This is a genomic window from Brevibacillus sedimenti, from assembly GCF_020923495.1.
Lineage (GTDB): Bacteria > Bacillota > Bacilli > Brevibacillales > Brevibacillaceae > Brevibacillus > Brevibacillus aydinogluensis.
Genome location: NZ_CP064048.1, coordinates 1,142,501 through 1,168,780, shown reverse-complemented (window position 1 = coordinate 1,168,780; position 26,280 = coordinate 1,142,501). Strand labels below are relative to the sequence as shown.

Below are 26,280 nucleotides of genomic sequence, written 5' to 3'. Positions count from 1 at the left end.
CTTGATTTGCCGTCAGCGTTGGGCCAATATAGTAACAGCACAGCGAAAACGAGCAGAAACGGGGAATTCAATTGAAGCGAGAGCGTTTGGACAAGGTCCTCGCCAACATGGGCTTGGGGACGCGCAAGGAAGTGAAACAACTGGTAAAGCAAGGGCTGGTGGAAGTAGACGGCTCCGTCGCCACTGACCCCGGCATGCACGTGATACCGGAAACGCAGGAGATCACGGTCGAGGGGGAGCCGCTCAACTACAAACGCTGGCTGTACATCATGTTGAACAAGCCGCCCGGCGTCGTCTCTGCCACGGAAGACAACCTGCACATGACGGTGGTGGATCTCCTGCCGTACGAATGGGGCCACAAGGTACACCCGGTCGGCCGGCTGGACATCGACACGGAAGGACTGCTGCTCCTGACCAACGACGGACAGCTCTCCCACAATCTCCTGTCGCCAAAGAAAAAGGTGGAAAAGGAGTACTTCGCTCGCATCCAGGGCCGCGTCACCGACCAGCACGTGGAGGCGTTCGCCCGGGGCGTCGAGCTGGAAGACTTTACGACCCTGCCGGCCAAGCTGGAGATACTCTCTTCCGGCGACGTCTCGGAAGTCCGGGTCACGATCATGGAAGGAAAATTTCATCAGGTGAAGCGCATGTTTGCCGCATTTGGCCTGCAGGTGGTCTACCTGCAGCGCGTCCGCATGGGGCCGCTCCATCTCGACACGACGCTTTCCCCCGGGGAATACCGGGAATTGAGCGAGGAAGAATTGGAACAGCTTCGCAGCCATATCCAGAAGAACAGCCCGGTTTAATCCTGACCGGGCTGTTTTTTCATCCGCAGACCGCGAAAAAAGTCTTTCAGCATCTGGCCGCATTCCTCCGCCAGCACCCCTTCCACGACCGGCACCTGGTGGTTGAATCGCGACTCATCCAGCAAGTTCATCAAGGTGCCCGCGCATCCTGCCTTCGGATCACGGGCCCCGTACACCACCTGCTCGATGCGGCTCTGCACAATCGCTCCTGCACACATCGGACACGGCTCCAGCGTCACGTACAGCGTGCAGCCGATCAGCCGCCAACCGCCGAGCCGGGCGCTTGCCTCCCGAATGGCAATCATTTCCGCGTGCAGGGTGGGATCTTTTTTCGTTTCCCGCAGATTGTAGCCGCGGCCGACGATTTCCCCGTCGCGAACGATGACCGCCCCGATCGGCACCTCGCCGATGGCCGCTGCCTTTTTCGCTTCTTCCATCGCGGCTCTCATGTATGTCTCGTGTTCCTGCATCTCCATCACGTGCGTCCAAATACTCCTTTAAACACAGTCTCAGACAGTTCCCGACGCCCCGACGGTTTTTCCCGCTCCTGCAATTGCTCGGGCAGCGCGTCCTTTTCCCCTTGGTAGCCAATCGCGATGACCGCGTGCAGCTCGTATTCGTCCGGCACTTTCAGCACCTCGCGTGCCTTGTCCGGATCAAAACCGCCCATTGCGTGGGCAATCAGGCCGCGCCGTGCTGCTTCCAGAGCCAGGTATCCCCATGCCGCACCGGCATCAAACGCATGCGCCAGGTTGTTCACTCCTTTGGCATTGACCGTTTTGGACAAAATCAGCGCCAGCACCGGCGCTTTTTCGCACCAGACGCGGTTGCCGTCGGCGATGAACGGGTAAAAGCGCTCCCTCTCCTCTTTGCTGCGGGCCAGGATAAACCGCCAGGGCTGTTCGTTGTTGGCCGACGGTGCCCAGCGCGCCGCTTCGAACAGGCTGAACAAAACCTCGTCGGGAATCGGGTCTGACTTGAACGAACGGGGCGACCAGCGATTGAGAAATACCGGGTCCACCTCGTAGGATGCTTTCCGGTATTCTGCCACCTGGGGCAGGTACTGATTCATCATGGTTCGCAAACCTCCTTCATAGTTTTTCATTTTTATAGAATAGGGCTGGATAAAATCAGCCAACCTGGCGTATAATGGGAACTGAAGGGAACACATGTTCCTAGTACTATTGGAGGGAGGGTTTTTCATGTTTTCAAGCATTTCCACTTTTCTAAAGGTATGGGAAGACGAGGCACAGATGACCCAGCGCATTCTCGACGCCTGTACCGACGATTCCCTGCAGCAGCGCGTCTCCGCTGATGATCGTACGCTGGGCAGGATTGCTTGGCACATCGTGTGCACCGTGCACGAAATGATGTCCCGCACCGGCCTGCAGTTTGAAGCGGTCAGTGAGCACCAGCCCGTGCCGTCCTCCGCGCGCGACATTGCCGAAGCGTGGCGCAACACCAGCACTTCCTTTGTCGAAGCCATCCGATCCCAATGGAGTGACGCCACCCTGCAGGAAGTGCGCGAGATGTACGGCGAGCAATGGTCCAACGGCTATACGCTGCAAATGCTGATCCTGCACATGGTCCATCACCGCGGGCAAATGACCGTCCTCATGCGCCAAGCTGGTCTGCGTGTGCCGGGCACATACGGACCCGCTCGCGAAGAGTGGAGCAATATGAGCATGGAGCCGCCTGCCCTGTAATCGCCCATTCAGTCCGCCGCCTCGACCGTCTCACTCGGCAGTTTCGGTAAGCACGCAGCATTCCGCGCGAGGATTTGTCTCTTCCATTCACATACTCTCTTCGTGTTTACATACATTAACAGTGTAAGCGCACGTATGTATACAACCTCTGTGAGGGGGGATGTGAGTGGGAGTAACCCCTGTTAGCCCCGTCCTGTTCGACCGATTTTACAGTCCAACAATCGGCCTACTGGACAAGGCAGCCGTTTTTTCCAACATCGAGCAAACCGTATCCTCGACAGCCGGGACGTGCGAAATCATTGTCGGCGCCGACTCGAAACTGCGGAACCGCAGCACGTCCTTTGCCATCGTCATCACGCTGATCCGTCACGGTCGCGGCGGCAATTTTTTTTACCACACGTTTCAGGAACGACATTACGCTTCGCTGCAGCAGCGCATTTTCCAGGAGGCGATTTACGCTGTGGGGTTGGCTTCCGAACTGCGCCACTATCTGCGTGAACGCAATATCGACATCCCCATCAGCCTGCATTTCGACATCGGCAAGAACGGTCCCACCCGCAAGTTTATCCAGTCTTTGCTAAGTCTGGCAAAATCAAACCACTTCCGGGCGGAAATCAAACCATACGCGTACTGCGCTTCCTCCATTGCAGACAAGTTTACCAGATAAGAAACATCTGTTGCAGAACGCTGCCCCAACCTTGCCGTTTTTTTGGACGGCAGGAACGATTTCGCTTCGCCCGCGTCTTTTCCCTGCATGATTGACAACGGAAAGCCAGTGCGTTATCATGAAATTGACAATGAAGCGTTTTCACATAAGCGTGTTACTGGTAATGCAGGCATGAGCTGAGAAGATCTTTTTTTCACCCAAAAAAGGTTTTTTCAGCTCTTTTTTGTTGGTAAAGGTGGGTGGTAACGGGTGTCTCGTGAAAAACCGTATACGATCACACGCGTCCTCAACCACAACGTGGTCCTCGTCGAAGAACCCGACTCCGGCCAGGAGATTGTGCTGTTCGGAAAAGGCATCGGCTTCGGCACCAAACCTGGGAACACCATCCTTCCCCACGATGCACGTGTCGAAAAACGCTTCCGCTTGGAAAATGAGAGCCACCAGCAGCAGTATCAAACCCTGCTCAGCCAGATCGACCCGGCCGTAGTGGGGATCGCAGAAGAAATCATCGCCCTGATTGCCAAGGAAATCACGCCGCACGTAAACGAACACGTCCATGTCGCCCTGCCGGACCACATCCAGTTTGCCATCTACCGCCTGCGCAACGGCATGGATATCGTCAACCCGTTCCTGTTTGAGATCCAGACCTTGTACAGCAAGGAATACGCGTTGGCCAAACGAGCGGCCGAGATGATCAAAACGGCGTTTTCCCAAGAGATACCGGAGAGCGAGATCGGCTTTCTGGCCCTGCACATCCATTCGGCCGTCAGCTCCATGCCGGTGAGCAAAACCGTTCAATTTACCAACATCATCGCCGAGCTGGTCGGCATCATCGAGGAGCAGACGGGCAGATCCATCGATCGCAACTCGATTGATTACGTCCGCCTCATCACACATCTGCGGTTTGCCTGCGAGCGCATCCGGCAGCAGAAATCGATTTACAATCCGCTGTTGGACCGGTTGAAGGAGACCGCTCCAGAGGCCTACGCCGTGGCCGAAAAATTGGCCCGGCACATCTCGAAGCGGCTGGACATGAACGTGCCCGACGATGAGATCGGTTACATGGCGATGCATGTATTTCGGCTGACCCAGCAACCATACGAATGAACAGAATACCTTACCTGCGTGTTACTAGTTCGACTAGGCATGAGCGGTGAGAGCATGCGGACATGGCAAACGATGCCGCATTGTTTCCCCGTTCATGCCTTTTTTCATACACCTTATTTTATACAGCAGACGCAAAAGGAGGAGCTTATGTTACGCAGTTTGTTTTCCCGCAAAAAAAAACAGCAAGAAGTGACGATCCTGGCCCCCTTGACGGGCGTGATGGTGCCGTTGAGCGAAGTGCCTGACCCGGTCTTCGCACAGCAGGTTGTCGGTGACGGCGTAGCAATCGACCCGACTGAAGGGGTGCTCGTCTCTCCCGTAGACGGGAAAGTGACCCATTTGTTCCCCACCCATCATGCGATTGCCCTGACCAGCGACAACGGTCTGGAAATTCTCCTCCACATTGGCATTGATACAGTGAAGTTGAACGGAGAAGGATTTACGCCGTTCGTGTCTGTCGGCGATCAGGTAAAAGCCGGCGACAAGCTGATCGAGTTTCAACTGGATACAATCCGGCAGGCAGGCTGCGCAACAGTGACGCCTGTTGTCATCACCAACGGCGATGTGGTCGCCGAGAAACAGGTGATTGCTCCGCCCAACGTGCATGCCGGTCAGGAACCGGTGATGAACGTCGTAGTAAAGTGAGGCACCGCATAATGTAGTTTCAGGTAAGCATCACGGGGAATGGCGGGCTGCACGCCCGCCCCCTGTTGGTAAATTGTTCCGCCCAGTCCCGCTCGACCGTCACGCTGAACCCATATTGCACTCTGTCACGGCAACAGAGGCATCCCGTCAGCGGGAAGGCAGAACCGCATCACAGGTTTCGCCAGCTTCGAATTGCAAACGCTTACAAACCGCGATTCTCCCTTCGTCAGATGAGTCACTCTCCGGCCGTGTCCTAATTATCGCTCCTAATTGAACGTACTCCGGAGAGCGGCTTTCTGAATATCACTTTCATCCAAGGAGGTTTTATCCATGCTTGCTTTCATGCAAAGGCTCGGGAAAGCGCTCATGCTCCCTGTAGCCGTACTGCCTGCCGCGGCGCTGCTGGTGTCCTTTGGTCTTCTCGACTACGAGAAGAACATCCCGCTCGGCTCCGCAGTGGGTGGTTTTCTGAACACGTACGTCGCTCCCTTCCTCAATGCCGGCGGTACTGCGATTCTCGGCAACCTGGCCTTGATTTTTGCGGTGGGTGTCGCCATCGGTTTTGCAGGTGACGCGATTGCCGCCCTGGCGGCGGTCCTGGCCTACCAGGTGCTGGTGGGAGTACTGGCCAAAGTGCCTGCCGCCATGCCCTTCATCGATGACAAGGTGGAACTGAACATGGGCGTACTCGGCGGATTTCTCGCCGGCGGCGTCGCCGCTTACTGCTACAACAAGTACCGCGACATCAAGATGCCGGATTGGCTCGGTTTCTTCAGCGGCAAGCGGTTTGTGCCGATCGTGACCTCGCTGTTCATGGTGGTGATCGGGATCATCATCGGCTGCATCTGGGGGCCGATCCAATCCGTACTGGACGCCTTCGGGAACTGGGTTGTCGGACTGGGCGGCATTGGCGCGGCCATCTTTGGCTTCTTCAACCGTCTACTCATCCCGTTTGGCCTGCACCACGTGCTCAACGCCATCGCCTGGTTCCAAATCGGCAGTTTTACCGATCCCGCCGGAAATGTGGTTCACGGCGACCTGTGGCGCTTCTTTGCCGGTGACAAATCGGCCGGCATGTTTATGACCGGCTTCTTCCCGATCATGATGTTTGCCCTGCCGGCAGGTGCTTTTGCCATTATCCACACGGCAAAACCGGAAAAGCGGAAAACCGTCGCCGCCATCTTCCTTAGCTCAGCCCTTGCTTCCTTCCTGACAGGGATTACGGAGCCGATTGAGTTTGCGTTCATGTTTGTGGCTCCCGTCCTCTATGTGATTCACGCTGTCCTGACGGGCATTTCCGGCTTTGTTGTGTACGCCTTGGGCATCAAACACGGCTTTGGCTTCTCCGCGGGCCTCATCGATTACCTGGTCAACTTCCACCTGTCGACCAACGCGCTGTTGATCATTCCGGTCGGCCTGGCCTTTGCCGCGGTGTACTACTTCCTCTTCCGCTTCCTGATCGTCAAGCTGAATCTGAAGACACCGGGCCGCGAAGACGACGAAGAGGAGACGGCATCCCACGCGTCCGGCAGCGATGCGATGCACGAAAAGGCACAAAAAGTGCTGGCCCTCATTGGCGGCAAGGACAACATCGTCAGCGTGGACGCCTGCATTACCCGCCTGCGGCTGGTCTTAAAGGATGACAAGGTCGTCGATGAAAAAGGCCTGCGCAGTCTCGGGGCGGCCGGCGTGATGAAACTGGGGCAGGGCAGCGTGCAGATCGTCTTCGGTCCCCAGTCGGAAGCGCTGAAGGACGAGATCAAAAAGATGTAAACCTGTCGTCACCGCTCGCCTGACGGCACGATTCCACCCGGCAGCGCCCTGACGTGCCGGGTGGACTGCTTTATAACGGCACAATATTTGTTACTGGGAGGAAGACGATGAAACGATTGTTGGACTGCACAGCTTCCGATTTCTCACGGATGACCGGGCAGGATGTAAAGCGGGCAATCAAGGCCTCTGAAGGGCGAGTGCTGGTAGCCGAAGTGATCTCCTCCGTCTCCCCACTCTACCCCAGTGTTACCAATGCAGAATTGGCCGCCGCTTTTGGTGCCGACATGATCCTGCTCAATCTCTTTGACGTGTTTCAGCCGCACGTGGAAGGACTGACCGCTGCGCCCGATGAGACGGTACATGAGTTGAAACGGCTCATCGGACGGCCCGTCGGCCTCAACCTGGAACCAGTCGACCCACAGGCCAGAGCGGCAGAACAACTGCTCCCCCTGCCCCCAGGGCGGCTGGCCTCGGCGGAAACCTTTGTCGAGGCAAAACGGCTCGGTTTTGACTTCCTCTGCCTGACCGGCAACCCCAAGACCGGAGTGACCAACCGGGAAATCAGGCAGGCGATCCGCACCGCCCGTGAAGTCATGGGCAAAGACGCCTTGATCATGGCCGGGAAAATGCACGGCGCTGGCGTAGCAGATGAAGCCGGTGGCAATTTGATAGAAGAGCAGACGATTGTCCAGTTTATCGAAGCAGGGGCGGACATCATCCTGCTCCCCTCGCCCGGCACAATTCCCGGCATCACGCTTGATGCGGCCAAATCCATGGTCGATCTGGCCCACCGCCACGGCGCATTGGCCCTATTGGCCACCGGCACCAGTCAGGAAGGGGCAGACGAGGCGACCATTCGCCAGATCGCGCTGAACAGCAAAATGGCCGGGGCCGATCTGTATCACATCGGCGACGCCGGTTACAATGGCATCGCTATCCCGGAAAACATCATGCACTACTCCATCGCCGTGCGCGGAAAACGGCATACCTATGTGCGGATGGCCGCATCGGTCCTGCGGTAACGCCAGACAGCACAACGAAGCGGTTTCCCCCGTGGGCTCGTCCGTTTGGGGAAACCGCTTTTTCTCACGGCACCTGCCCGGCAATCGGGGCGGTCAGTGCCGCGTCGCTCTCCCTTTGCAGTTCCCGCTCAAACGACTCCAAGCGACGAAGGAAATCCTGACAGGCAGAAACGCTTTGGGGCTCCATCATCGCTAGCTCGTATGCCAGTGTCCTTTTCCAGATTTCCAACTGCCGCATGTTGGCTTCCCGGACTTCCACCTCTTTCCCCCCTGACCGATCTCTTGCCATATCGCTCTGTGATCTGTTTGTCTCTGTATTTGTCATATCAGCAAAATCAAGCACTGAAACAAGTCGCGCAGTTCGCATTTCAGCTTTCTGGCCAACACCGGCAGGTGATTCGCCTTGAAGTCGTACTCGCCCTTTTCGTATTTCAGATAGGTAGACGCGTTCTTGAAGCCCAGTGATTCCGCCATGTCCTGCAACGTGATTCCCGTTTCGAGCCGTCGCCTTGCGATGAATCCCAGATTGACTTTGTTCAATCAGCATCCCCCTTTATTTGCCAAATTAGCAAATCTTTAACCATTATAATACCGTTTCAATTTTCACAAAGTCAACACGTTCTTTGTTAAATTAACAAAAATTGTGTTTTCCGTTATGGAAAATTGTTAGAATAATTATTGCCATAGCGGAAAGGTTGTGACGAATGATGTCAACAGTCGGTCAACGGATCAAATGGCTCCGGGAACAAAAGCGGTGGTCCCAAATCCAATTGGCCGAAAAACTGCAAATTCACAACACGGTGCTCTCACGGATTGAGTCGGGTGAGAAAAAGAGTGTGGACAACCATCTGCTCTCGAAAGTTGCCGATGTGTTCAACGTCTCCGCCGATTTCCTTCTCGGCAAGACGAATGACCCGACGCCCTCATGGGGAACCCGGAAAAATCCGGAGGAGCATATTTCGTTCTTTGACTTGGAGGGATTGAGCCCATCCGAGATTGAAGAAGTGAAAAAGCACATCGACTATTTGCGGTGGAAAGCCCGACAGTCGGACAAACCATGACCGGCAGGGGCAGGACGTGTCTTACCAAACACTGTCCCGTGCACGGCGTTTTCTTTTCGCACAATACCGAACATATGTTCTATTTCTTGCAAAGGAGGAATGCACATGCTCCGCGATTACAAACAAACGGAACTGGAAAAATGGGTGGGCGCTTTTTATGCCAGACTGGGGATGCGACATGCGGGAGATTTGCGCGAGGAAACGGTCGCCGAAGCCCTCGGCATTGAGCTTGTGTACCGTCCTTGTCCATCGATGCGGTACGAAGCCGGCGGCTATCGCTGCATCACGATCAATTCCGCCCTGCCCCGGCCAATCCAGCGTGAGCAGTTTTTTCATGAGCTGGGGCATATATTGCGCGGACATACCGGGAAACAGCTGGAGATGAGAAAATCGTTCCGCGACCTGCAGGAGGCCCAGGCTTCGCAGTTTCAACTTTACGCGGCTCTGCCGTTTTTCATGGTATCCAGGTTGAGACTGACCGACTGCCAGACTCATCCGGCCTGCTTGCTGGCCCAGGAGTTTGGCGTAACCCGGCAGCTGGCGGAAAAGCGGCTCGCTCAGATTCGCCGCCGCATCATCAGCGAACGCCTGCACCGCCAGTTCGTCGCCCGCCTCCACGGCAGGGGCCCGCGTCCGGCTTGAGATATGCGGCGCAGCCGAAGCACGTCCGAACAGTCCCTTGCAGGGAACGGCCTCGCATTGAACGATGCGGTCCTTTCCAAGCAAATCAGCGCCGTACACAATGTCCGGCGCTTTGTTCGTAAGTCCGTTCAGTTGACTGTTTTCTGATCCAGTTCGATCCACTCTTGTGCCCATTTCTCGATGCCTTTGATGATCGGTTCCAGTGCGCGTCCTTTATCCGTAAGCGAATATTCCACCCTCACCGGAGCGGAATCCGTATAGACTTCCCGATGCACCAGTCCTTCCTTCTCCAGATCCTTCAGCCGTTCCGACAAAAGCCTGCCGCTGATCGGAAGCGCCTCTTCAATTGAACAAAAACGCTGCGGTCCCAAAAGAAGCTGGTGCAGGATCAGCCCTGTCCAGCGTTTGCTCAGCAGATGCATGGCTTTTTCAAACTTCGGGCACAGAGAAGACTGTTTCATGGAAATCACCCCATTCTCCATTCAGTATATCGCTCTTTTTTCCTTGCATCAAAATCTGGCCCGCAACCATCCTAGTGAATGGAAACATACGGAGGTGAGTGCTGCATGCCCGATCAAAAAGAGAGAGCCATGGCCATTTTTGAAGTGGAAGACAAGATTCCGGTCGGTTCCATAGACAAGACCCGAGCCGAAATGCCCGATCGCTCCGAACAATATCCCATTCCGGCCCCCCGTCCCGTCCCCTGGGAGGAGGCCTGAGCACATCCGGCCTTCCCGCTCCATAGTGGCAGGGAAAGGCCGTTTTGTGTGGGTTGCCAACCTGTTTTTTCCAAAAGCGCCTGGTCGCGGCAGGCACATAACTTGCCAACGTTGATGGGACAATATCGCTAGGTAAAGGGAAGCCTATTGTCACAAAGGAGGGCAGGTTACCATGAAGCGCCTTACCATTTTGTCCGCTGTCTTGCTGCTCGTAACCATCGTGTTGGGGCATGCGGCTGCCCATCCCGATACGGCGTACCACTTTGGCTTTAAAAAGAGCAGGGACGGCAAACTTCCTTCCATTGACCAGGAAGGATTCAAATCCGTTGTGGAGAAGCACGGGGCTATCTTTTTGGGAGATACGACCAAAAAAGAACTGTATCTGACCTTTGACAACGGGTACGAAAACGGCTACACCGCGCAAATATTGGACACGCTCAAGGCCAAAAAGGTGCCGGCCATCTTTTTCGTGACCGGACATTACGTAAAAGACCAGCCCGACCTCATCAAACGGATGGCAGCCGAAGGGCATCTGATCGGAAACCACTCCTGGAGCCACCCCGACATGACGAAACTTTCCAACGAACGCATCCGGGAAGAGCTGGAGAAGGTACAGACGGAAGTAGCCCGGATCACTGGTCAAAAAGAGATGCGCTTTTTGCGTCCGCCAAGGGGAATTTTCAGTGACCGCTCCCTTGCGGCCTGCAAGCAGCTGGGCTATACCAGCATCTTCTGGTCGATTGCCTACAAAGACTGGGACACCAAGGTGCAAAGAGGCTGGCGGTACGCGTACGACAGCGTCATCTCACAGCTTCACCCGGGTGCCGTCATCCTGCTGCACGCCGTCTCCCGCGACAACGCAGAAGCGCTGGGTGCAATCATCGACGAGGCGCGCAAACGGGGGTACGAATTCAAGAGCCTGGATCAGCTGGTTCCGCACAATCCCTCGACACCTGTTCCGTAAAGCGGCCTGCCAGCAAAGGGCTGATTGCCGCCTGTCTCAAGCACAAATACGCCCATACAGGGGTTGCACCCATGAAAAAGCCGTCTCCCATCAGAGAGACGGCTCAGATTGAAGACAAACTGTTTATTTAGTAAGCGTCCACAAGAAAACGATTTTCATAATTTCCAGGCCGGAAGGCCTGCACATTCATCAACCGAAGCTGAAGACAACGTACATCGCATGGAGGGATGGGCCAAGCGAGCTCCTTTGACGACCTGCTCAGCGGAAAAACGAAAGACGCGGGGATAAACAGGGGGCACAAGTCTCACTTCGTCGAAACACCCAGATGTTTGCCCCCTGCCCGCGTCGCGTTTTGGAGCGGACATCATCCACTTCTTTGCTGGGCGTCAAGAGAGCGAGCGGGCCCGATCACCCATGCGCCACGGACTTTGTCTACATGCTGAGCCGTCTCCCATCAGAGAGACGGCTTTTTGCCCAGGTTCGCTTTCGTTTCAGCATCTTCACGTTTTTCTTTATAACAATCCATGCATAGCTCGTTGTTGTTTTCAATTTCATACTCCGTCAGACGAACCCGACATACTCGACATTGTCTTTCGGTTAATACCAAATTCAATGAGTATACCCCTTTCTTCTCACGGTCGTCATTGTCATTGACATTGTATCCCATAATGAGGGGAAATGAATCCGCTCGATGTTAAAATTGTGTGAATTATTAAATAAGTATTATTCCCATTTATTTACAATGGATTGGTGTAGATCCTTTCAATTAATTCGTGGATGGGGGTTGTTATTTCCCTCAAATTTCCTCCTACATGGTTGAAATGAGATCTCATGAATTCCGCAAAGAAAGGGGGAGACCATCTTTACACATGTTGTAGAAGTATTCACGGATGACCTATCGTTAATTGCCTTTCAGGTGATCTGTCTGTTCAAAGAACACGCTGTACCCTTTGTCGAAAGGAACATTATCAGGGACATGGAAGCGCTGCGCGACTACAAACAGCTAAAACTCAACCTGGTTCCGTCGTTCATCTTGGCCGGCAAAGTGTATGACGGATACAACCCTTTCCTGTGGAGTCGATTGCTGCATCAACATTTCCACATTTCCGTCCCGCCCTCAGACTTGAAGGTGATCATGCCAATCAACCGTCATTGGGACGATGAGTTTGCCAGAATTACGCAACCAAAAATTTTAGGTTTAGGAGTGTGAAGCATTATGACTGTTTGCCCAGGACAAAAAGGTTATCCGAAAAAACCGAATTATTCCGATTTCTATGACCGCTATGCATCATATGCTGAAGAAGCGGCAAATCAAATCGGCATTCCGACAGAAGTGGTTTTGTGCCAATGGTTCCAGGAATGGGGAATTCCAATTAATAACCCTGCATTTCAGACATCAACTATGGGACGAACAACTGAAAAAAATAAATCTTGTGGTTCATTCCCGATTTTTGCATCACTGACTGAGGGTACTATTGCATACTATGAACAAATCAAAAAACGATACAATGGGGGAAAAGACGCATACGATAACATTTTTGGGGAAAAAACAAATCTTAGAGGCGCATATGAAAATGGTTTTAAAGGCGGCCTGAAGGCTTCCAATGTAAAAACAGATGATGGCAAAACACTTAAATCTGTTACCAGTCAAAACTTTAGCCCAGGTGCATATGCCGTCAACGAAATGCTGGGATCGTCCAAATGGAATGCGGGCCACTATATGCTCTCCACCGATTCCTATCCCGGACGCAGACTCAATATCATCTTGAATAACTCTGGTTGGTTATAATCTGAAAGCTGGGTATACCGAGAGTATACCCAGCTTTCGTTTGTTATCAATCATGTTTCATCGCGACAATTGGCTTCACTCAGTCGTTAGTTCCATACCCTCTATTACACCGTTTACGGTACCGATCCAGAAGGATGGACGATAATGAGTGTACGTTATATGAAATGTTTCTTTCCCGGTGATATAAAATGCTTGTAATATTTCATGAGTTTCAGGGTCTTCATGGGGGTTATACGCGTAGATTTTTGGAAACCTTTTTTCAAAGCTGCTTACCTTATCACCAATCCCAAACCCGTAGTTGGTTTTGGTTTTTTCTTTATCGGTGGGGGCCGTCACGCTGATTCTAACGACCCCACCCACTTTCTCATCCGATGAGCCATCGGAGAAAAATGAAACATACATGTTCAGATCCTTATAATACCATTGCGGAAAGGGGGTAGAATGTTCGATCCCTTTCTCCGTGGGTTCTCCTAACTTTTTGAGCACCTCTTCCTGCGTATCATCCAGATAAATTCCCGCAATCGATATGCTTCTTCGGTCGAGGGGACCCGGCCCCATTTCCTCTGCTTCCCTGATGATCTGAATATTCGTCGGAGAAGGTTCACCCTGGGTTGCATAATTGGCGGGTACATACGTGCCCAGGATTACACATAAGAGTAAACTGAGACCATTGCCCAGCATATTTATCCTCCCTTTTGTTCCAACTGACCACATGCTGATTACAACTGGTGTTATTCAGTTGTTAGCTCCATAACCTCTATTGCATCGTTTACAGTATCGATCCTGAAGTATGGAAGATACTGAGTGAATTCACTCTTTGGACCGGTAATTTTATATATCTCTTGGCCGGTTATATAAAATGTTTGGGAGATTTCATGAGTTTCAGGGTATTCAAGGGGTTCATACGCGTAGATTTTTGGAAACCTTTTTTCAAAGCTGCTTACCTTATCGCCAATCCCAAAGCCGTAGTTGGTCTTGGTCTTTTCTTTATCGGTGGGGGCAATCACTAAGATTCTCACGACCCCGCCCACTTTCTCATCCGAAGAACCATCGGAGTAAAATGAAACATACATGTTCAAATCCTTATAATACCATTGCGGAAAGGGGGTGGAGTGTTCGATCCCTTTCTCCGTGGGTTCGCCTAGCTTTTTAAGCACCTCTTCCTGCGTATCATCCAGATAAATTCCCGCAATCGATATACTTCTTCTGTCGAGGGGACCTGGGCTCATTTCCTCTGCGTCCCTGATGATCTGAATATTCGTCGGAGAAGGTTCACCCTGGGTTGCATAATTGGCGGGTACATACGTGCTCAGAATTACACACAACAGTAAACCGAGACCATTTCCTAACATATTCATCCTCCTGTTCCGTCTACACAAGTGGGCTACAGAGCACATAAAGGAGGAGGACGCTGCTGCATCCCCTATGCTCCTGCCTATCTTACTTTTCCTCTACGCTGTCCACTTTCCACACTTTAGACGCTTTGTCACTTTTCGTCGTTCCTTCCGCTAACGTCAACTCGATTTTCACGGACGCACCTTTCCCTTCATCTCGCTTGAATAGGATGACCGCCTTGGTCTTATCGCTATTTACCAGCAAGACTGGCATCATATCTCCAACCTTTTGATGCTCAGACATCGCCGAGAGCAATGCTTCGTAAAAACTGCTCTTTTCCTGTTCACTCATTGTCGCTGTAAAATTGGAGCGATCAGCATAGTCATACTGCGTCCAACCACGATCATCAAACGTAAAAGTCTCTTTGGCACTCTTCCAGGCCTTCTCAATCTTTTCATTTGTTTCTTTGGAGCGGTGTATTTTCATTTTGTCTGCTTGCTTTACGTCTGCTGTCATCTTCGATGCATTTGCGTCTTCTGCTCCGTAGAAGCTCCCTCCAGCAAGCCGACAACCATCCATGCACGCTTTTTCACAAACAGACACCCCACACTGTTGTTTTAAATTGAAGAGGCATCAGAAAATCCGCTTGAACTACCACCTGTAGTGTTTTTGCTGATCTTCCGGCGCCCCATAAGAATCCTGAATCCCCAGAATTTACCGATCCATCTATACATATGACGATTCAGCTTTACGATCGTTTCATAATATTTTCCATACAGTTCAGAGTGCGAATAATACTCAGTGCCACGCCTAAGAACCAATTTCCTGTCTTACTCTCCACATAAAAAGAAAAAAACCTTGGATTCCCAAGGTTTTTCATGGAATGGCGTCCCCGAGAGGACTCGAACCTCCGACACGCAGTTTAGGAAACTGCTGCTCTATCCAGCTGAGCTACGAGGACGTATTGCACCTACTCTAATTAATTATATGAGGGAAGTCGATTTTTTGCAATTGGGAGGACCAGGGATGATGCCCTGGTCCTGACGTTTCATCAGCTATGGGTAAACTGTTCTTCCTCCGTGGAGCCTTTCAAGGCCGTGGTCGACGAGGTGCCGCCGGCGATCACCTGGGCCACTTCGTCAAAGTAGCCGGTGCCGACCTCGCGCTGGTGGCGGGTCGCGGTATATCCGTATGGCTCGCTCGCAAACTCCGCCTGCTGCAGCTCGGAGTAGGCGGCCATGCCGCGCTCGCGGTAGCCTCGGGCCAGCTCAAACATGCTGTGGTTGAGCGAGTGGAAGCCAGCCAGGGTGACGAATTGAAACTTGTACCCCATCTCGCCCAGCTCATCCTGAAAACGGGCGATCGCAGCTTCATCCAGCTTCCGTTTCCAGTTGAACGACGGGGAGCAGTTGTACGCCAGCAATTTCCCCGGGAATTGTGCGTGAATGGCTTCAGCAAACCGGCGCGCTTCCTCCAGATTGGGCTCCGAGGTTTCGCACCAGATCAAATCGGCGTACGGCGCGTAGCTGAGGCCGCGCGCGATAGCCGCATCCAGCCCGCCGCGCATGCGGAAGAATCCTTCGGGTGTGCGCTCGCCGGTGAGGAACGGCTTGTCGCGGTCGTCGATGTCGCTGGTGATCAAAAAGGCTCCGTTGGCATCCGTACGAGCGATGATCACGGTCGGTACGCCCATCACATCAGCGGCAAAGCGGGCTGCGATCAGATTGCGAATGGCCAACTGCGTGGGAATCAGCACTTTTCCGCCCATGTGGCCGCACTTTTTCTCCGAAGCCAGCTGGTCTTCGAAGTGAACGCCGGCGGCTCCCGCTTCGATCATGCTTTTCATCAGTTCAAACACGTTGAGCGGTCCGCCAAAACCAGCTTCCGCATCAGCCACGATCGGCGCAAACCAGTAGATGTCACCTGTCCCTTCCGCCTGCTGGATCTGGTCGGCGCGCTGGAACGCCTGATTGATCCGCTTAACCACGTGAGGAACGCTGTTGGCCGGATACAAGCTCTGATCGGGGTACATCTGCCCGGCCAGGTTGGCGTCAGCCGCTACCTGCCAGCCGCTCAGGTAGATGGCTTTCAAGCCGGCTTTCACCTGCTGAATTGCCTGGTTTCCGGTGAGGGCACCCAGCGCCTTGATGTGGTGTTCCGTGTGGAGCAAATGCCACAGCCGCTCTGCCCCCATCCGTGCCAACGTATGTTCAATCTGCACCGAACCGCGCAGCCGGACGACGTCCTCTGCCGTATACGGGCGGACAATCCCCTTCCAACGCTCCGCCTTCCAGCTTTCCTCCACCTGTCTGATTGCCTCTTGCTTGTTCATCCTCTTCCACTCCTTTTTATTCAAGATAGCCATAGCCCGGGATGGTCAAGAACTCTTCGAATTCGTCTGCTGTCACCAGCCGCAGAAACAGTTCGCCCGCCAGCTGGAATTTGCCGCTCTCGTACCGTTCCTGGCCGATGGCTTGTTTCAAGGCTTGCAGTTCCTCACTCACCCACTGTTTGACCAGTCCGGCGGTAATCTTCCGCCCGTCCGGCAGCACGCCCCGGCGGTGGCGAATCCACTGCCAGACCTGGGCGCGGGAAATTTCCGCCGTGGCCGCGTCTTCCATCAGGTTGTTGATCGGCACCGCGCCGTGGCCGCGCAGCCAGGCTTCGATGTACTGGATGCCGACGCTGATGTTGGTGCGCACGCCCTCTTCCGTAATCGGCCCTTCTGGCACCGCCAGCAGGTCGGCAGCCGTGACCTGCACATCCTCCCGCTTGTACCAGATCTGATTGGCTTCCGGCATCAAGCGGTCAAACACTTCCATCGCTACCGGCACCAATCCGGGATGGGCCACCCAGGTGCCGTCATGGCCGTCGTAGGCTTCCCGCTCCTTGTCGGCCCGCACCTTGGCCAGCGCTTCTTCGTTTTTGACCGGATCGTTTTTGACCGGAATTTGCGCCGCCATTCCCCCGATGCAGGGCGCCTGCCGCCTGTGGCACGTCTTGACCGCAAGCGTGGTATACGCCCGCATGAACGGCACCGTCATCGTCACCAAAGCGCGGTCGGGGAGGATGACATCGGGCTGGTTGCGCAGTTTTTTGATGTAGCTGAAAATGTAGTCCCAGCGGCCGCAGTTGAGTCCGGCGCTGTGCTCACGCAACTCGTACAGGATTTCATCCATCTCAAACGCGGCCAGAATCGTTTCGACCAACACTGTCGCCTTGATCGTGCCGCGCGGAATCCCCAATTCGTCCTGAGCAAACAGGAAGACGTCGTTCCAGAGACGGGCTTCCAGGTGGTTCTCCAGTTTGGGCAGGTAAAAGTACGGGCCCGAGCCTTTTTCCAGCAAGACATGGGCGTTGTGGAAGAAATACAATCCGAAGTCAAACAGACTGCCGGAGAGCGGCTGCCCATCCAACAACACGTGTTTTTCTTCCAGATGCCAGCCGCGCGGACGGACGATCAGCACAGCCGTTTTTTCCTTCAGCGCGTACTGCTTGCCTTCCGGGCTGGTGTAGGTAATGGTGCGCCTCACCGCATCGCGCATGTTGATTTGTCCCTGGATCGTGTTGGTCCACGTCGGCGAGTTGGCGTCTTCAAAGTCGGCCATAAACATCCGGGCTCCCGAGTTGAGCGCGTTGATCACCATTTTGCGGTCGCCGGCCGGACCGGTAATCTCCACCCGGCGGTCCTGCAGGTCGGGCGGCAGGGGAGCCACCGTCCAATCAGCCTTGCGAATGTGGGCGGTCTCAGGCAAAAAATCGGGCAGCTTCCCGCAGTCAATCTCCTCCTGCCGTTTGATCCGCTGTTTCAACAGATCCCGCCTCCGCTCGCCAAAGGCCCGCTCCAGTTTGATCAAGAATCGGATCGCGTCGGGAGTGAGAATCTCCTCATACTGCGGCGACAGCGCGCCGGTGATCGTCACTTCGGCTGGGTAATGGTTGGTGTGCAACGTAGTCAAAACAGGTTCCTCCTCTCCTGAACCAAAACGTTATTATGATACAGAAGAAAATTTAATCAATCTATTATAGTACAGTACTACCAAAAAAAATGGCCTTAATCCAGATACCCGCTGCCGCTGCAGTGGCTGCAGCTTACACAGCCGTCACCTTGGCAATGATGGCACACCACCCCGTGCTCGTCATAGCCCGCTCCGCCGCAGTGCGGACAATTCTGTTCGCCGTTTCCTTCACACCGAAAGCAGTTCATTTCCGTTCCCTCCACTCCTGTATTAATACAATAATCAACTTTCTTGCCGTTATTATATAACAGTGGTTCGTACAACGCAACACCATTTTCAAAAAATTCCGCTGTTTTTGTTACATAAAAAAACCGGCTCCCCATCCAAATGGACGTGAGAGCCGGTTTTTTCTATGCTGACTGTCTGTATGCTGTACGTCGTCAGCGGCTTTCCTTCGGCACGATCTTTTCCATTCCGCCCATGTACGGACGCAGTACCTCCGGAATGACAATGGAGCCGTCTTCCTGCTGGTAGTTTTCCAGCAGGGCGGCCACGGTGCGGCCGATTGCCAGACCGGAGCCGTTGAGTGTATGGACGAACTCCGGCTTGCTCTTCGCGTCGCGGCGGAACCGGATGTTGGCCCGACGCGCCTGGAAGTCCTCAAAGTTGGAACACGAGGAGATTTCCCGATACGTATTGTAGCTGGGGAGCCATACCTCCAGGTCGTACTTTTTCGCGGCGGTAAACCCGAGGTCGCCGGTGCACATGTTCATCACGCGGTACGGCAGGCCGAGGAGCTGCAGCACTTTTTCCGCGTTTTTCACCAGCTTTTCCAGTTCGTCGTAAGAGTCTTCCGGTTTGACGAACTTCACCATCTCCACCTTGTTAAACTGGTGCTGGCGAATCAGTCCGCGCGTATCGCGGCCGGCCGATCCGGCTTCGGAACGGAAACAAGCGCTGTACGCGGCGTAATAGATCGGCAGGTCGGCTGCATCGAGAATCTCGTCGCGGTGAATGTTGGTCACCGGCACCTCCGCTGTCGGGATCAGGAAGTAATCCGGCCCATCCAGTTTGAAGGCATCCTCCTCAAATTTGGGAAGCTGACCGGTGCCGGTCATGCTGGTGCGATTGACGATGTACGGCGGCAAAATCTCTTCGTATCCGTGTTCGCTGGTATGCAGATCCAGCATGAAGTTCATCAGCGCCCGCTCCAGACGCGCTCCCAGCCCCTTGTAAAAGACAAACCGGCTGCCTGTTACCTTGGCCGCCGCTTCAAAGTCGAGGATGCCCAGATTGGCAGCCAGCTCCCAGTGCGGCTTTGGCTCAAACGTAAAATTGCGCGGTTCGCCCCAGGTCCAGGCCACTACGTTGTCTTCTTCCGACGTACCGATCGGCACGCTCTCGTGCGGCAGATTGGGCAGGCTCAGCAAAATCTGCTCCAATTGTTCGTCCAGCTGGCGCAGTTCTTCGTCCAGCGCCTTGATGCGCTCGTTCACCTGTTTCATTTCGGCGATCAGGTGGTCGGCGTTTTCTTTGTTGCGCTTCATGATCGCCACTTGTTCGGAGACCGTGTTTCGCTTATTTTTCAACGATTCTGCTTCTTGAATGACCTGGCGCCGCTTTTCATCCGTCTCGGCGAACTGGTCGAGCGCGGAAATGTCTTCGTTGCGATGTGCCAACCGGCGTTTTACCTCTTCCAAATTGCTGCGCAAAACTTTCACGTCAAGCATGTAATTCCCTCCTAATCTCTATGATTCCTTATTCTGGAAAGAATAGTTGTCCAGATGTGAATGGCGAAAGCGCGTTCCTGCGGGACAGTAAAAAACACTCGTCCCCTCTGTAAGGGACGAGTGCTGTATACCCGCGTTGCCACCCTTGTTGGCAAATGCGTTTGTCCGTCTCCATCCGCATTTGCCCGCTCTCATCCGTCGTAACGGGACGGTTACCGGGCAAAGTTTGAAGCTTTGCCACTCCGAGGTGGATTCCCTTGCACGCCGGATCGGTTTTCACCCGCCACCGACTCTCTGGGCCTGGCTTATGCAAAGTACTGGCCTCATCATCGCATTCAATATTCGATACATCTATTGTTAACTGTACTACAGGTTCTATACCTGTGTAAAGGAGGCGGTTGACAAAAAAACCGGCACCACGTGCGGTACCGGTTTTTTGTGTGAGTGCGGGATCAGGCCTGAACTTTATCGGCCCGGTACTCCTTCACCATGTCAAAGAAGAATTTGTGGATGCGCGCATCCTCCGTCAGTTCCGGGTGGAAGGCAGCCGCGAGGTAATGGCCTTGGCGGGCGGCGACAATTTTGTCTTCGTACTTCGCCAGCACCTGACCGTTTTCCCCCAGTTCCATAATGTACGGCGCCCGAATAAAGACAGCCGGAAAATCGGGAGCGATGCCCGCCACGGGCAGATCGACTTCAAAGCTCTCCTTTTGACGTCCAAACGCGTTGCGCTCCACCTTCATGTCCATCAGACCGAGGTGGCAGTCATCCTGGCCGTTGATGCGGTTGGCCAGCAGGATGGCGCCGGCACATGTGCCAAAAATCGGTTTTTTGGCTTGGCCAAACTGGCGGATGGCTTCCATAAAGCCGTATTTGTGCATCAACTTGCTGATTGTGGTGCTTTCCCCGCCGGGGATCACCAGACCGTCCAGATCGTTGAGCTCTTCCACTTTTTTCACCGGGACCGCTGTTGCACCGACTTGTTCCAGCATGCGGATGTGTTCGGCTACAGCTCCCTGCAGGGCAAGTACGCCAATTTTCATGTTGTTCACCTTACCAGCCGCGCTCTTGCATGCGATCTGCTTCGCGCAGTTTGGAGATTTCGATACCCGGCATAGCCGTACCCAGTCCTTTGGAGACGCGGGCAATCAGATCGTAGTCGGTGTAGTGCGTCGTCGCTTCGACGATGGCGCGGGCGTATTTCTCCGGATTCTCCGATTTGAAGATACCGGAGCCGACGAACACGCCATCTGCCCCAAGCTGCATCATCAGTGCAGCGTCGGACGGCGTAGCCACACCACCGGCTGCGAAGTTGACAACCGGCAGCTTCCCGTTTTTATGCACGTATTCCAGAAGTTCGTACGGTGCACCCAGGTTTTTCGCTTCCGCCATCAGTTCGTCGTAGGACATGCTTTGCACTTTGCGAATCTGTGCCTGCATCGTGCGCATGTGGCGAACCGCTTCCACGATGTTGCCCGTACCCGGCTCCCCTTTGGTGCGGATCATGGACGCGCCTTCACCGATGCGGCGCAGCGCTTCGCCCAGATCGCGGGCACCGCAGACAAACGGAACCGTAAAGTCTTTTTTGTTGATGTGGAACATGTCGTCGGCAGGAGTGAGCACTTCACTCTCGTCGATGTAGTCAACGCCCATCGCCTCGAGCACGCGTGCTTCAACGAAGTGGCCAATCCGTGCCTTGGCCATGACCGGGATGGATACCGCTTTCATCACTTCTTCCACGATGCCCAGGTCAGCCATGCGCGCCACTCCGCCGGCCGCGCGAATATCAGACGGTACGCGTTCCAGTGCCATAACGGCAACGGCACCGGCCGCTTCCGCGATCTTCGCTTGTTCGGCATTTACGACGTCCATGATGACGCCGCCTTTTTGCATTTCAGCCATACCTTTTTTAACGCGGGACGTTCCTACTTGTACCATGCTTTTTGCCTCCTACCCATGTGGACTCTAGATCTGCACGTTTTTGTGCAAACGTTGTCGTAATATTCACCATTGTAAACGAAGTGTGATTTTCGACACAACCACTTATTTGCCGGTGACGCTGCTGAAAATGTTACTAATAAATTGGATGATGCTGCGGAAGAACAGGCGAATCCAGCTTGCTTCCTCTACGTCTTGTCCAGCCACGAGGTCGACGCCCCCCTTGGTCACGTCTTCCGGCTGCAGGTAGTCGCTGTCCTTTTCTCCTTCTTCTTTAAAGACCACTTTCCCGATGACCTGTCCTTTCGTCAGCGGCGCATTCAGATCCTGGAAGGTCACGACCGGCGTAAACTTGGTGTCCTCGCCAATTTTGGTCAGGACGTTTACCTCTTTACTTGTTACAGCTGGTACGGTCAGGTCCACACCGTTTTTCACCGGCGCGGTTTCAAAGCCTTTCACTGCGGCTCCCTTCTCCACCTTTTTGGTCAGCTTGAAGTTGCTGAAGCCGTAGTCAAACAGCTTTTTGGTTTCTTCAAAGCGCTTCAACTCGCTGCTGGTCCCCATGACGACGCTGATCAGGCGCATATCATCCCGTGTTGCCGTACCGGTGAAACAGTATCCCGCCGCCGACGTATAGCCGGTCTTCAAACCATCTACCCCCGGATAGTAGCTGAGCAGTCCGGGAAGCATCCAGTTGTAGTTTTTCTTTTTGATCACGTTTGGCATACCTTCACGGAACGCCAGCTCCGGAATTTTGGAGTATTCCAACGCTTCCGGGAAATCGCGAATCAGCGCGCGGGCCAGGATCGCGGAGTCCCGTGCGGACATCATGTTTTCCTTTTGTTCGGATTGCGGTGCATACGGCCCCAGATCTTCAACGGGCAAACCGGTCGACGTCACGAACGAGGTGTTTTTCATCCCCAGTTCCTTGGCCTTTTTATTCATCATTGCCACGAAGTTGGCTTCGCTGCCGCCCACTTTTTCCGCAAGCAGCACGGTTGCGTCGTTGGCGGACACGATCGCCATGGCCTTGTACAGATCCTTGACGGTATGAGACTCGCCCATGTTCAGGTAGACGCCTGCGGAGTCCGGCATTTTGGCGATGTAAAAGGCGTATTCGCTCACCTGAACCTTTTCGTCCCACTTGATTTTCTTTTGTTTAATCGCTTCCAGCACGAGGTACTCGGTCATCATCTTGCTCATGCTGGCCGGCGGCAGCGGTACATCCGGATTGCTGCTGTACAGCACCTTGCCCGTGGACGCTTCCACCAGAATGGCCGATTTAACCGCCAACTGCAGGTTGGGCTGTGCAGCTCCTGCGCCGTCAGACAAGCCGCCCCACGCGGTCAAAAACACAGCGACAGAAAGGAACAGTCCCATCAATCGCCTCGTCCATCTTTTTTGTTTCATTTGCTTTACTCACTCTCCCGTTTCTGTCGTTCTTCGCCACGATTGGCATGAGCACACAAGTGTAAGTGTACCATACAAGCAGGGCTTCCTTGAAGGTTGTTTCGACCTGTTTGTCCGTGTTGGAGACTGGAAAAAAACCCACTCTCCAATCTTATATAGACGAAAAATCGCGGTGCAAGGTTATGAACGCTTCACAAAAACAGCAACGTTCCACTCACCTTCTATTTGTAAAGGCGAGTCTGCTTTTTTCTGTCCGAAAGCGATCCGGTACACCATTTCTTCGTATTGTTGAAACAAGACAAGGTAAGCCGCATCATTGCCCGACTGCGCCTGTTTTACGAAGGCAACAACGTCCATTCAGTTTCACTCCCTTCGACACTTAATTAGACAAATCACCCAGGTGTTTGGCTTTCGAGCTTACGTTTTCCAAATTATCTGTTTAATATTGGCAGATTTATAGGTTACACAGTTTCGTTTGCACAGAAAAATGCACCCCCTGCTGTAGGGGGTGCATTTCACAATCGTGAAAGGGTTTTTCGTCAATCGCCCTAGGAGATGGAGTAGTTGGGCGCTTCTTTGGTAATCTGCACGTCGTGCGGGTGGCTTTCCCTCAGACCGGCACCAGTGATGCGGACAAACTGGGAGTTTTCGATCAGCTCCCGAATGGTTTTGGCCCCGCAATAGCCCATGCCGGCACGCAGCCCGCCAACCAATTGATAAACTACGTCAGCCAGCGGACCTTTGTACGGAACGCGGCCTTCGATGCCTTCCGGAACCAGTTTTTGTTCGTTTTCCTGGAAGTAGCGGTCCTTGCTGCCCGCTTTCATTGCACCGATCGACCCCATGCCGCGGTACACCTTGAACCGGCGGCCTTGGTAAATTTCGAATTCGCCGGGGCTTTCCTCGGTTCCGGCGAACAGGCTGCCGATCATGATGGCCGACGCGCCCGCGCCGATCGCTTTTGTCAGGTCACCGGAGTATTTAATGCCGCCATCGGCAATAATTGGAATATTGTACTCTTGGGCAACGCGCGCACAGTCGTAAATGGCGGTAATCTGCGGTACGCCGATACCGGCTACGACACGCGTGGTACAGATGGAGCCGGGTCCAATCCCTACCTTAACCACGGAGGCACCTGCTTCGATCAGGTCGCGGGTTGCCTCACCCGTAGCCACGTTACCCGCCACGATGGTCAGGTCCGGATAGGCTTGTCTCAACTTCTTCACGGTGTTGATGACGTTGATAGAGTGGCCGTGTGCGGTATCCACCACCAGTACGTCTACGCCAGCCTTCACCAGCGCATCCGCCCGTTCAAACGTGTCGGCTGTCACACCGACTGCCGCACCGCAAAGAAGACGTCCCTGCTTGTCTTTTGCAGCGTTCGGGTACTGGATCGCTTTCTCGATGTCCTTGATGGTAATCAACCCTTTGAGAACGTTATTTTCGTCCACCAAGGGCAGTTTCTCGATCTTGTGTTTCTGCAGGATGGCTTCCGCCTGCTGCAGCGTCGTTCCGACAGGAGCCGTTACCAGATTTTCTCTGGTCATGACTTCTTTAATGGGAGTGGAAAAGTCGTGCACAAAACGAAGGTCCCGGTTGGTAAGAATCCCAATGAGGTGGTTCTGCTCATCGACGATGGGGACGCCGGAAATGCGGTATTTGCCCATGAGCTGGTCCGCATCGGCGACGGTATGGTCCGGAGTCAACGAGAACGGATTGGTGATGACGCCGCTTTCTGAGCGCTTGACGCGATCCACTTCACTGGCTTGTTGTTCAATGGTCATGTTTTTATGGATAATCCCGATACCGCCTTGACGAGCCATGGCAATAGCGAGCTTAGATTCTGTCACCGTGTCCATGCCGGCACTGATCAGGGGAATGTTCAAGGTAACGTTTTCGCTCAGCTTCGTCGTGATGTCGACGTCCCGGGGAAGCACTTCCGATTTGGCCGGAATGAGGAGAACGTCATCAAACGTCAAACCTTCTTTCACGAATTTGTCTTCCCGCACAATAATAAGCTCCTTTCGCCAAAATATTTATCGCCAGTGTAACAAACGGCTTAATTTACTGTCAAGGAAAGCTTGTATCGTTCGGGTATGCCGTCAATTATCCAGATAAATCAAAAAAAATACCAAGAAAGCGTTACCATTTTACGAAAGTTAACCAAAGGTGATGACGATGCAGGATGCATGGACCACACTGCGCTTGCTGGAAACGGAGCCAGCCGCGCGCAGGTATTTGTCCCACTGCTACCAATCTAGGGGGCTGCCGCACCCCGACCGCCTGGCGTTCCAGCAGAGCACCCGCTTTTTATACACCTGGCAGCAGGCGCGGCAGTTTTACGAAACGGCTCATGGCGCCTCGCTCTCGGTTCGCCCGCTGCTGCTGTTTTACGGGTATGTGCATCTGCTGAAAGGATGGCTGATTACCTGCGACCCTGACTATCCGCAAAACAGCCGCGTGCTGCAGCACGGCGTGACCACGCGCAAGCGGAAGCGCGGAGTATACCATCTGTTGGAGGATGAAGTTCGGCCGCAAAAGGAAGGATTGTTCGCACACCTGGCCCGTCTATTCGCTCCTACGCCCCTCAATGATCGGTACTCGCTGGATGAACTGTTTGCGTCCTTGTCGGAGTTGAGCAGTTCGTATGCAGTCGTTACCGGAAGAAAATCGCCGTGGGTCCGCCTTGACCTGGGCATCGTAACGCCACACGATGACCAACAGGGAACCGTGTATCGAATAGCGTTCCCCACCGGTTCTGACGGGCCGCTGGCATATTCTCCCGAGACGCTTCGACAGTATATTCGACGGCTTGTTCCCGACGGCTGCGACGCTTTCCTGTTTGAATGGGCAGACAGCATCGGCAGGGAAGCGGTTGTCACTTCGGCCGCTCTTTCGGAATGGGAAAGGCACCCGCTGTTTTCTTTTCATCACGGCTCCCTGTTTTTCTGGAACGGTGCGCCGGAGACACTTCCTCTGCCAACCTGGGCCAGCCACTACCTGATTT

At 53.9% G+C, this 26,280-nt stretch carries 31 protein-coding genes, 1 tRNA gene and 1 other annotated feature (1 of these 33 running past the window's edge); of the genes, 14 read left to right on the top strand and 18 right to left on the bottom strand.

What is annotated here, in order from left to right; genetic code table 11:
* Positions 1-71 precede the first annotated feature (71 nt).
* The gene (locus IRT44_RS05515) at positions 72-806 is read left to right on the top strand and encodes a pseudouridine synthase (protein ID WP_171567386.1); all 735 of its coding nucleotides are present in this window, start codon (positions 72-74) and stop codon (positions 804-806) included.
* On the opposite strand, the gene tadA is transcribed toward IRT44_RS05515, so the two are convergent.
* On the bottom strand, positions 803-1,282 hold the full coding sequence (gene tadA, locus IRT44_RS05510; protein ID WP_212132637.1) for a tRNA adenosine(34) deaminase TadA: 480 nt from the start codon (positions 1,280-1,282) through the stop codon (positions 803-805). The two genes, IRT44_RS05515 and tadA, sit on opposite strands and share 4 nt — an antisense overlap.
* A complete protein-coding gene (locus IRT44_RS05505; RefSeq protein WP_230077862.1) occupies positions 1,282-1,878 on the bottom strand; it encodes a nitroreductase family protein in 597 nt (198 codons plus the stop codon). Before IRT44_RS05505 ends, tadA begins: the two co-directional genes overlap by 1 nt.
* A gap of 130 nt (positions 1,879-2,008) precedes the next feature.
* On the opposite strand from IRT44_RS05505, the gene IRT44_RS05500 reads away from it, so the two are divergent.
* The 6 genes from IRT44_RS05500 to IRT44_RS05475 all read left to right on the top strand — a co-directional run bounded on the left by IRT44_RS05500 (position 2,009) and on the right by IRT44_RS05475 (position 7,726).
* Positions 2,009-2,512, top strand: a complete 504-nt coding sequence (locus IRT44_RS05500) for a DinB family protein (RefSeq protein WP_230077597.1) — start codon at positions 2,009-2,011, stop codon at positions 2,510-2,512.
* A gap of 166 nt (positions 2,513-2,678) precedes the next feature.
* Complete coding sequence (locus IRT44_RS05495) at positions 2,679-3,179, top strand: ribonuclease H-like YkuK family protein (RefSeq protein ID WP_171567388.1); 501 nt, start codon at positions 2,679-2,681, stop codon at positions 3,177-3,179.
* A 249-nt stretch (positions 3,180-3,428) separates the two neighbouring features.
* Positions 3,429-4,286, top strand: a complete 858-nt coding sequence (glcT, locus tag IRT44_RS05490) for a glucose PTS transporter transcription antiterminator GlcT (protein ID WP_212132628.1) — start codon at positions 3,429-3,431, stop codon at positions 4,284-4,286.
* A gap of 147 nt (positions 4,287-4,433) precedes the next feature.
* On the top strand, positions 4,434-4,931 hold the full coding sequence (locus IRT44_RS05485) for a PTS sugar transporter subunit IIA (RefSeq protein WP_171567390.1): 498 nt from the start codon (positions 4,434-4,436) through the stop codon (positions 4,929-4,931).
* Positions 4,932-5,261: 330 nt separating this feature from the next.
* Positions 5,262-6,704, top strand: coding sequence for an N-acetylglucosamine-specific PTS transporter subunit IIBC (nagE, locus tag IRT44_RS05480; RefSeq protein ID WP_171567391.1), 1,443 nt, complete (start codon positions 5,262-5,264; stop codon positions 6,702-6,704).
* Between the two features lie 107 nt (positions 6,705-6,811).
* A complete protein-coding gene (locus tag IRT44_RS05475; protein WP_171567392.1) occupies positions 6,812-7,726 on the top strand; it encodes a DUF7916 family protein in 915 nt (304 codons plus the stop codon).
* A 64-nt stretch (positions 7,727-7,790) separates the two neighbouring features.
* On the opposite strand, the gene IRT44_RS05470 is transcribed toward IRT44_RS05475, so the two are convergent.
* Together IRT44_RS05470 and IRT44_RS05465 are read right to left on the bottom strand one after the other, a co-directional pair.
* The gene (locus tag IRT44_RS05470; RefSeq protein ID WP_171567393.1) at positions 7,791-7,985 is read right to left on the bottom strand and encodes a hypothetical protein; all 195 of its coding nucleotides are present in this window, start codon (positions 7,983-7,985) and stop codon (positions 7,791-7,793) included.
* Between the two features lie 62 nt (positions 7,986-8,047).
* Positions 8,048-8,266, bottom strand: coding sequence for a helix-turn-helix domain-containing protein (locus IRT44_RS05465; protein ID WP_171567394.1), 219 nt, complete (start codon positions 8,264-8,266; stop codon positions 8,048-8,050).
* Between the two features lie 164 nt (positions 8,267-8,430).
* On the opposite strand from IRT44_RS05465, the gene IRT44_RS05460 reads away from it, so the two are divergent.
* Together IRT44_RS05460 and IRT44_RS05455 are read left to right on the top strand one after the other, a co-directional pair.
* Positions 8,431-8,787, top strand: a complete 357-nt coding sequence (locus IRT44_RS05460) for a helix-turn-helix domain-containing protein (protein WP_230077596.1) — start codon at positions 8,431-8,433, stop codon at positions 8,785-8,787.
* A gap of 105 nt (positions 8,788-8,892) precedes the next feature.
* Positions 8,893-9,429, top strand: coding sequence for an ImmA/IrrE family metallo-endopeptidase (locus tag IRT44_RS05455; protein WP_212132630.1), 537 nt, complete (start codon positions 8,893-8,895; stop codon positions 9,427-9,429).
* A gap of 128 nt (positions 9,430-9,557) precedes the next feature.
* Here IRT44_RS05455 and IRT44_RS05450 read toward each other — a convergent pair whose 3' ends face one another.
* Entirely contained in the window at positions 9,558-9,890 is a 333-nt protein-coding gene (locus IRT44_RS05450) for a winged helix-turn-helix transcriptional regulator (RefSeq protein WP_171567396.1), read from the bottom strand.
* 105 nt (positions 9,891-9,995) lie between these two features.
* Between IRT44_RS05450 and IRT44_RS05445 the strand changes: the two genes are divergently transcribed.
* The 4 genes from IRT44_RS05445 (at position 9,996) to IRT44_RS05430 (ending at position 12,901) form a co-directional block, all read left to right on the top strand.
* Positions 9,996-10,148, top strand: a complete 153-nt coding sequence (locus tag IRT44_RS05445) for a hypothetical protein (protein ID WP_230077595.1) — start codon at positions 9,996-9,998, stop codon at positions 10,146-10,148.
* Between the two features lie 172 nt (positions 10,149-10,320).
* The gene (pdaA, locus tag IRT44_RS05440) at positions 10,321-11,112 is read left to right on the top strand and encodes a delta-lactam-biosynthetic de-N-acetylase (RefSeq protein WP_171567398.1); all 792 of its coding nucleotides are present in this window, start codon (positions 10,321-10,323) and stop codon (positions 11,110-11,112) included.
* Between the two features lie 976 nt (positions 11,113-12,088).
* Positions 12,089-12,322: a hypothetical protein gene (locus IRT44_RS05435; protein WP_230077594.1), complete on the top strand. Its 234-nt coding sequence runs from the start codon at positions 12,089-12,091 to the stop codon at positions 12,320-12,322.
* A gap of 6 nt (positions 12,323-12,328) precedes the next feature.
* A complete protein-coding gene (locus IRT44_RS05430) occupies positions 12,329-12,901 on the top strand; it encodes a hypothetical protein (RefSeq protein ID WP_230077593.1) in 573 nt (190 codons plus the stop codon).
* A 75-nt stretch (positions 12,902-12,976) separates the two neighbouring features.
* Here the strand turns inward: IRT44_RS05430 and IRT44_RS05425 are convergent, their stop codons facing one another.
* The 13 genes from IRT44_RS05425 to guaB all read right to left on the bottom strand — a co-directional run bounded on the left by IRT44_RS05425 (position 12,977) and on the right by guaB (position 25,282).
* Entirely contained in the window at positions 12,977-13,582 is a 606-nt protein-coding gene (locus IRT44_RS05425; RefSeq protein WP_230077592.1) for a hypothetical protein, read from the bottom strand.
* A 50-nt stretch (positions 13,583-13,632) separates the two neighbouring features.
* The gene (locus IRT44_RS05420) at positions 13,633-14,253 is read right to left on the bottom strand and encodes a hypothetical protein (protein ID WP_230077591.1); all 621 of its coding nucleotides are present in this window, start codon (positions 14,251-14,253) and stop codon (positions 13,633-13,635) included.
* An 88-nt stretch (positions 14,254-14,341) separates the two neighbouring features.
* The gene (locus IRT44_RS05415; RefSeq protein ID WP_230077590.1) at positions 14,342-14,815 is read right to left on the bottom strand and encodes a hypothetical protein; all 474 of its coding nucleotides are present in this window, start codon (positions 14,813-14,815) and stop codon (positions 14,342-14,344) included.
* A 305-nt stretch (positions 14,816-15,120) separates the two neighbouring features.
* Positions 15,121-15,197 (bottom strand) — tRNA-Arg (locus IRT44_RS05410).
* A 90-nt stretch (positions 15,198-15,287) separates the two neighbouring features.
* Entirely contained in the window at positions 15,288-16,568 is a 1,281-nt protein-coding gene (gene aceA / locus IRT44_RS05405; protein ID WP_171567399.1) for an isocitrate lyase, read from the bottom strand.
* Between the two features lie 16 nt (positions 16,569-16,584).
* Positions 16,585-18,195, bottom strand: coding sequence for a malate synthase A (gene aceB, locus IRT44_RS05400; RefSeq protein ID WP_230077589.1), 1,611 nt, complete (start codon positions 18,193-18,195; stop codon positions 16,585-16,587).
* A 95-nt stretch (positions 18,196-18,290) separates the two neighbouring features.
* Positions 18,291-18,443 (bottom strand): hypothetical protein, encoded by a 153-nt coding sequence (locus tag IRT44_RS05395; protein WP_230077588.1) that lies wholly within the window; start codon positions 18,441-18,443, stop codon positions 18,291-18,293.
* A 192-nt stretch (positions 18,444-18,635) separates the two neighbouring features.
* On the bottom strand, positions 18,636-19,925 hold the full coding sequence (gene serS, locus IRT44_RS05390; RefSeq protein WP_171567402.1) for a serine--tRNA ligase: 1,290 nt from the start codon (positions 19,923-19,925) through the stop codon (positions 18,636-18,638).
* 109 nt (positions 19,926-20,034) lie between these two features.
* Positions 20,035-20,264, bottom strand: a binding site (T-box leader).
* A 113-nt stretch (positions 20,265-20,377) separates the two neighbouring features.
* On the bottom strand, positions 20,378-20,968 hold the full coding sequence (gene pdxT, locus IRT44_RS05385) for a pyridoxal 5'-phosphate synthase glutaminase subunit PdxT (RefSeq protein WP_171567403.1): 591 nt from the start codon (positions 20,966-20,968) through the stop codon (positions 20,378-20,380).
* Between the two features lie 10 nt (positions 20,969-20,978).
* Positions 20,979-21,863, bottom strand: a complete 885-nt coding sequence (gene pdxS / locus IRT44_RS05380; protein WP_171567404.1) for a pyridoxal 5'-phosphate synthase lyase subunit PdxS — start codon at positions 21,861-21,863, stop codon at positions 20,979-20,981.
* A gap of 105 nt (positions 21,864-21,968) precedes the next feature.
* Positions 21,969-23,273 carry a D-alanyl-D-alanine carboxypeptidase family protein gene (locus IRT44_RS05375; protein WP_230077587.1) on the bottom strand — a complete coding sequence of 435 codons (1,305 nt, stop codon included), beginning with the start codon at positions 23,271-23,273 and terminating at the stop codon, positions 21,969-21,971.
* A gap of 180 nt (positions 23,274-23,453) precedes the next feature.
* Positions 23,454-23,630, bottom strand: coding sequence for a hypothetical protein (locus IRT44_RS05370; RefSeq protein WP_230077586.1), 177 nt, complete (start codon positions 23,628-23,630; stop codon positions 23,454-23,456).
* 191 nt (positions 23,631-23,821) lie between these two features.
* Complete coding sequence (gene guaB / locus IRT44_RS05365) at positions 23,822-25,282, bottom strand: IMP dehydrogenase (RefSeq protein ID WP_230077585.1); 1,461 nt, start codon at positions 25,280-25,282, stop codon at positions 23,822-23,824.
* A 169-nt stretch (positions 25,283-25,451) separates the two neighbouring features.
* Here guaB and IRT44_RS05360 point away from each other — a divergent pair, with 169 nt between their 5' ends.
* Positions 25,452-26,280: the 5' portion of a YaaC family protein gene (locus IRT44_RS05360; protein ID WP_230077584.1), read on the top strand. It continues 176 nt past the right edge of the window; 829 of the gene's 1,005 nt are visible here — the first part of the coding sequence; it begins with the start codon at positions 25,452-25,454; its stop codon lies off the right edge, out of view.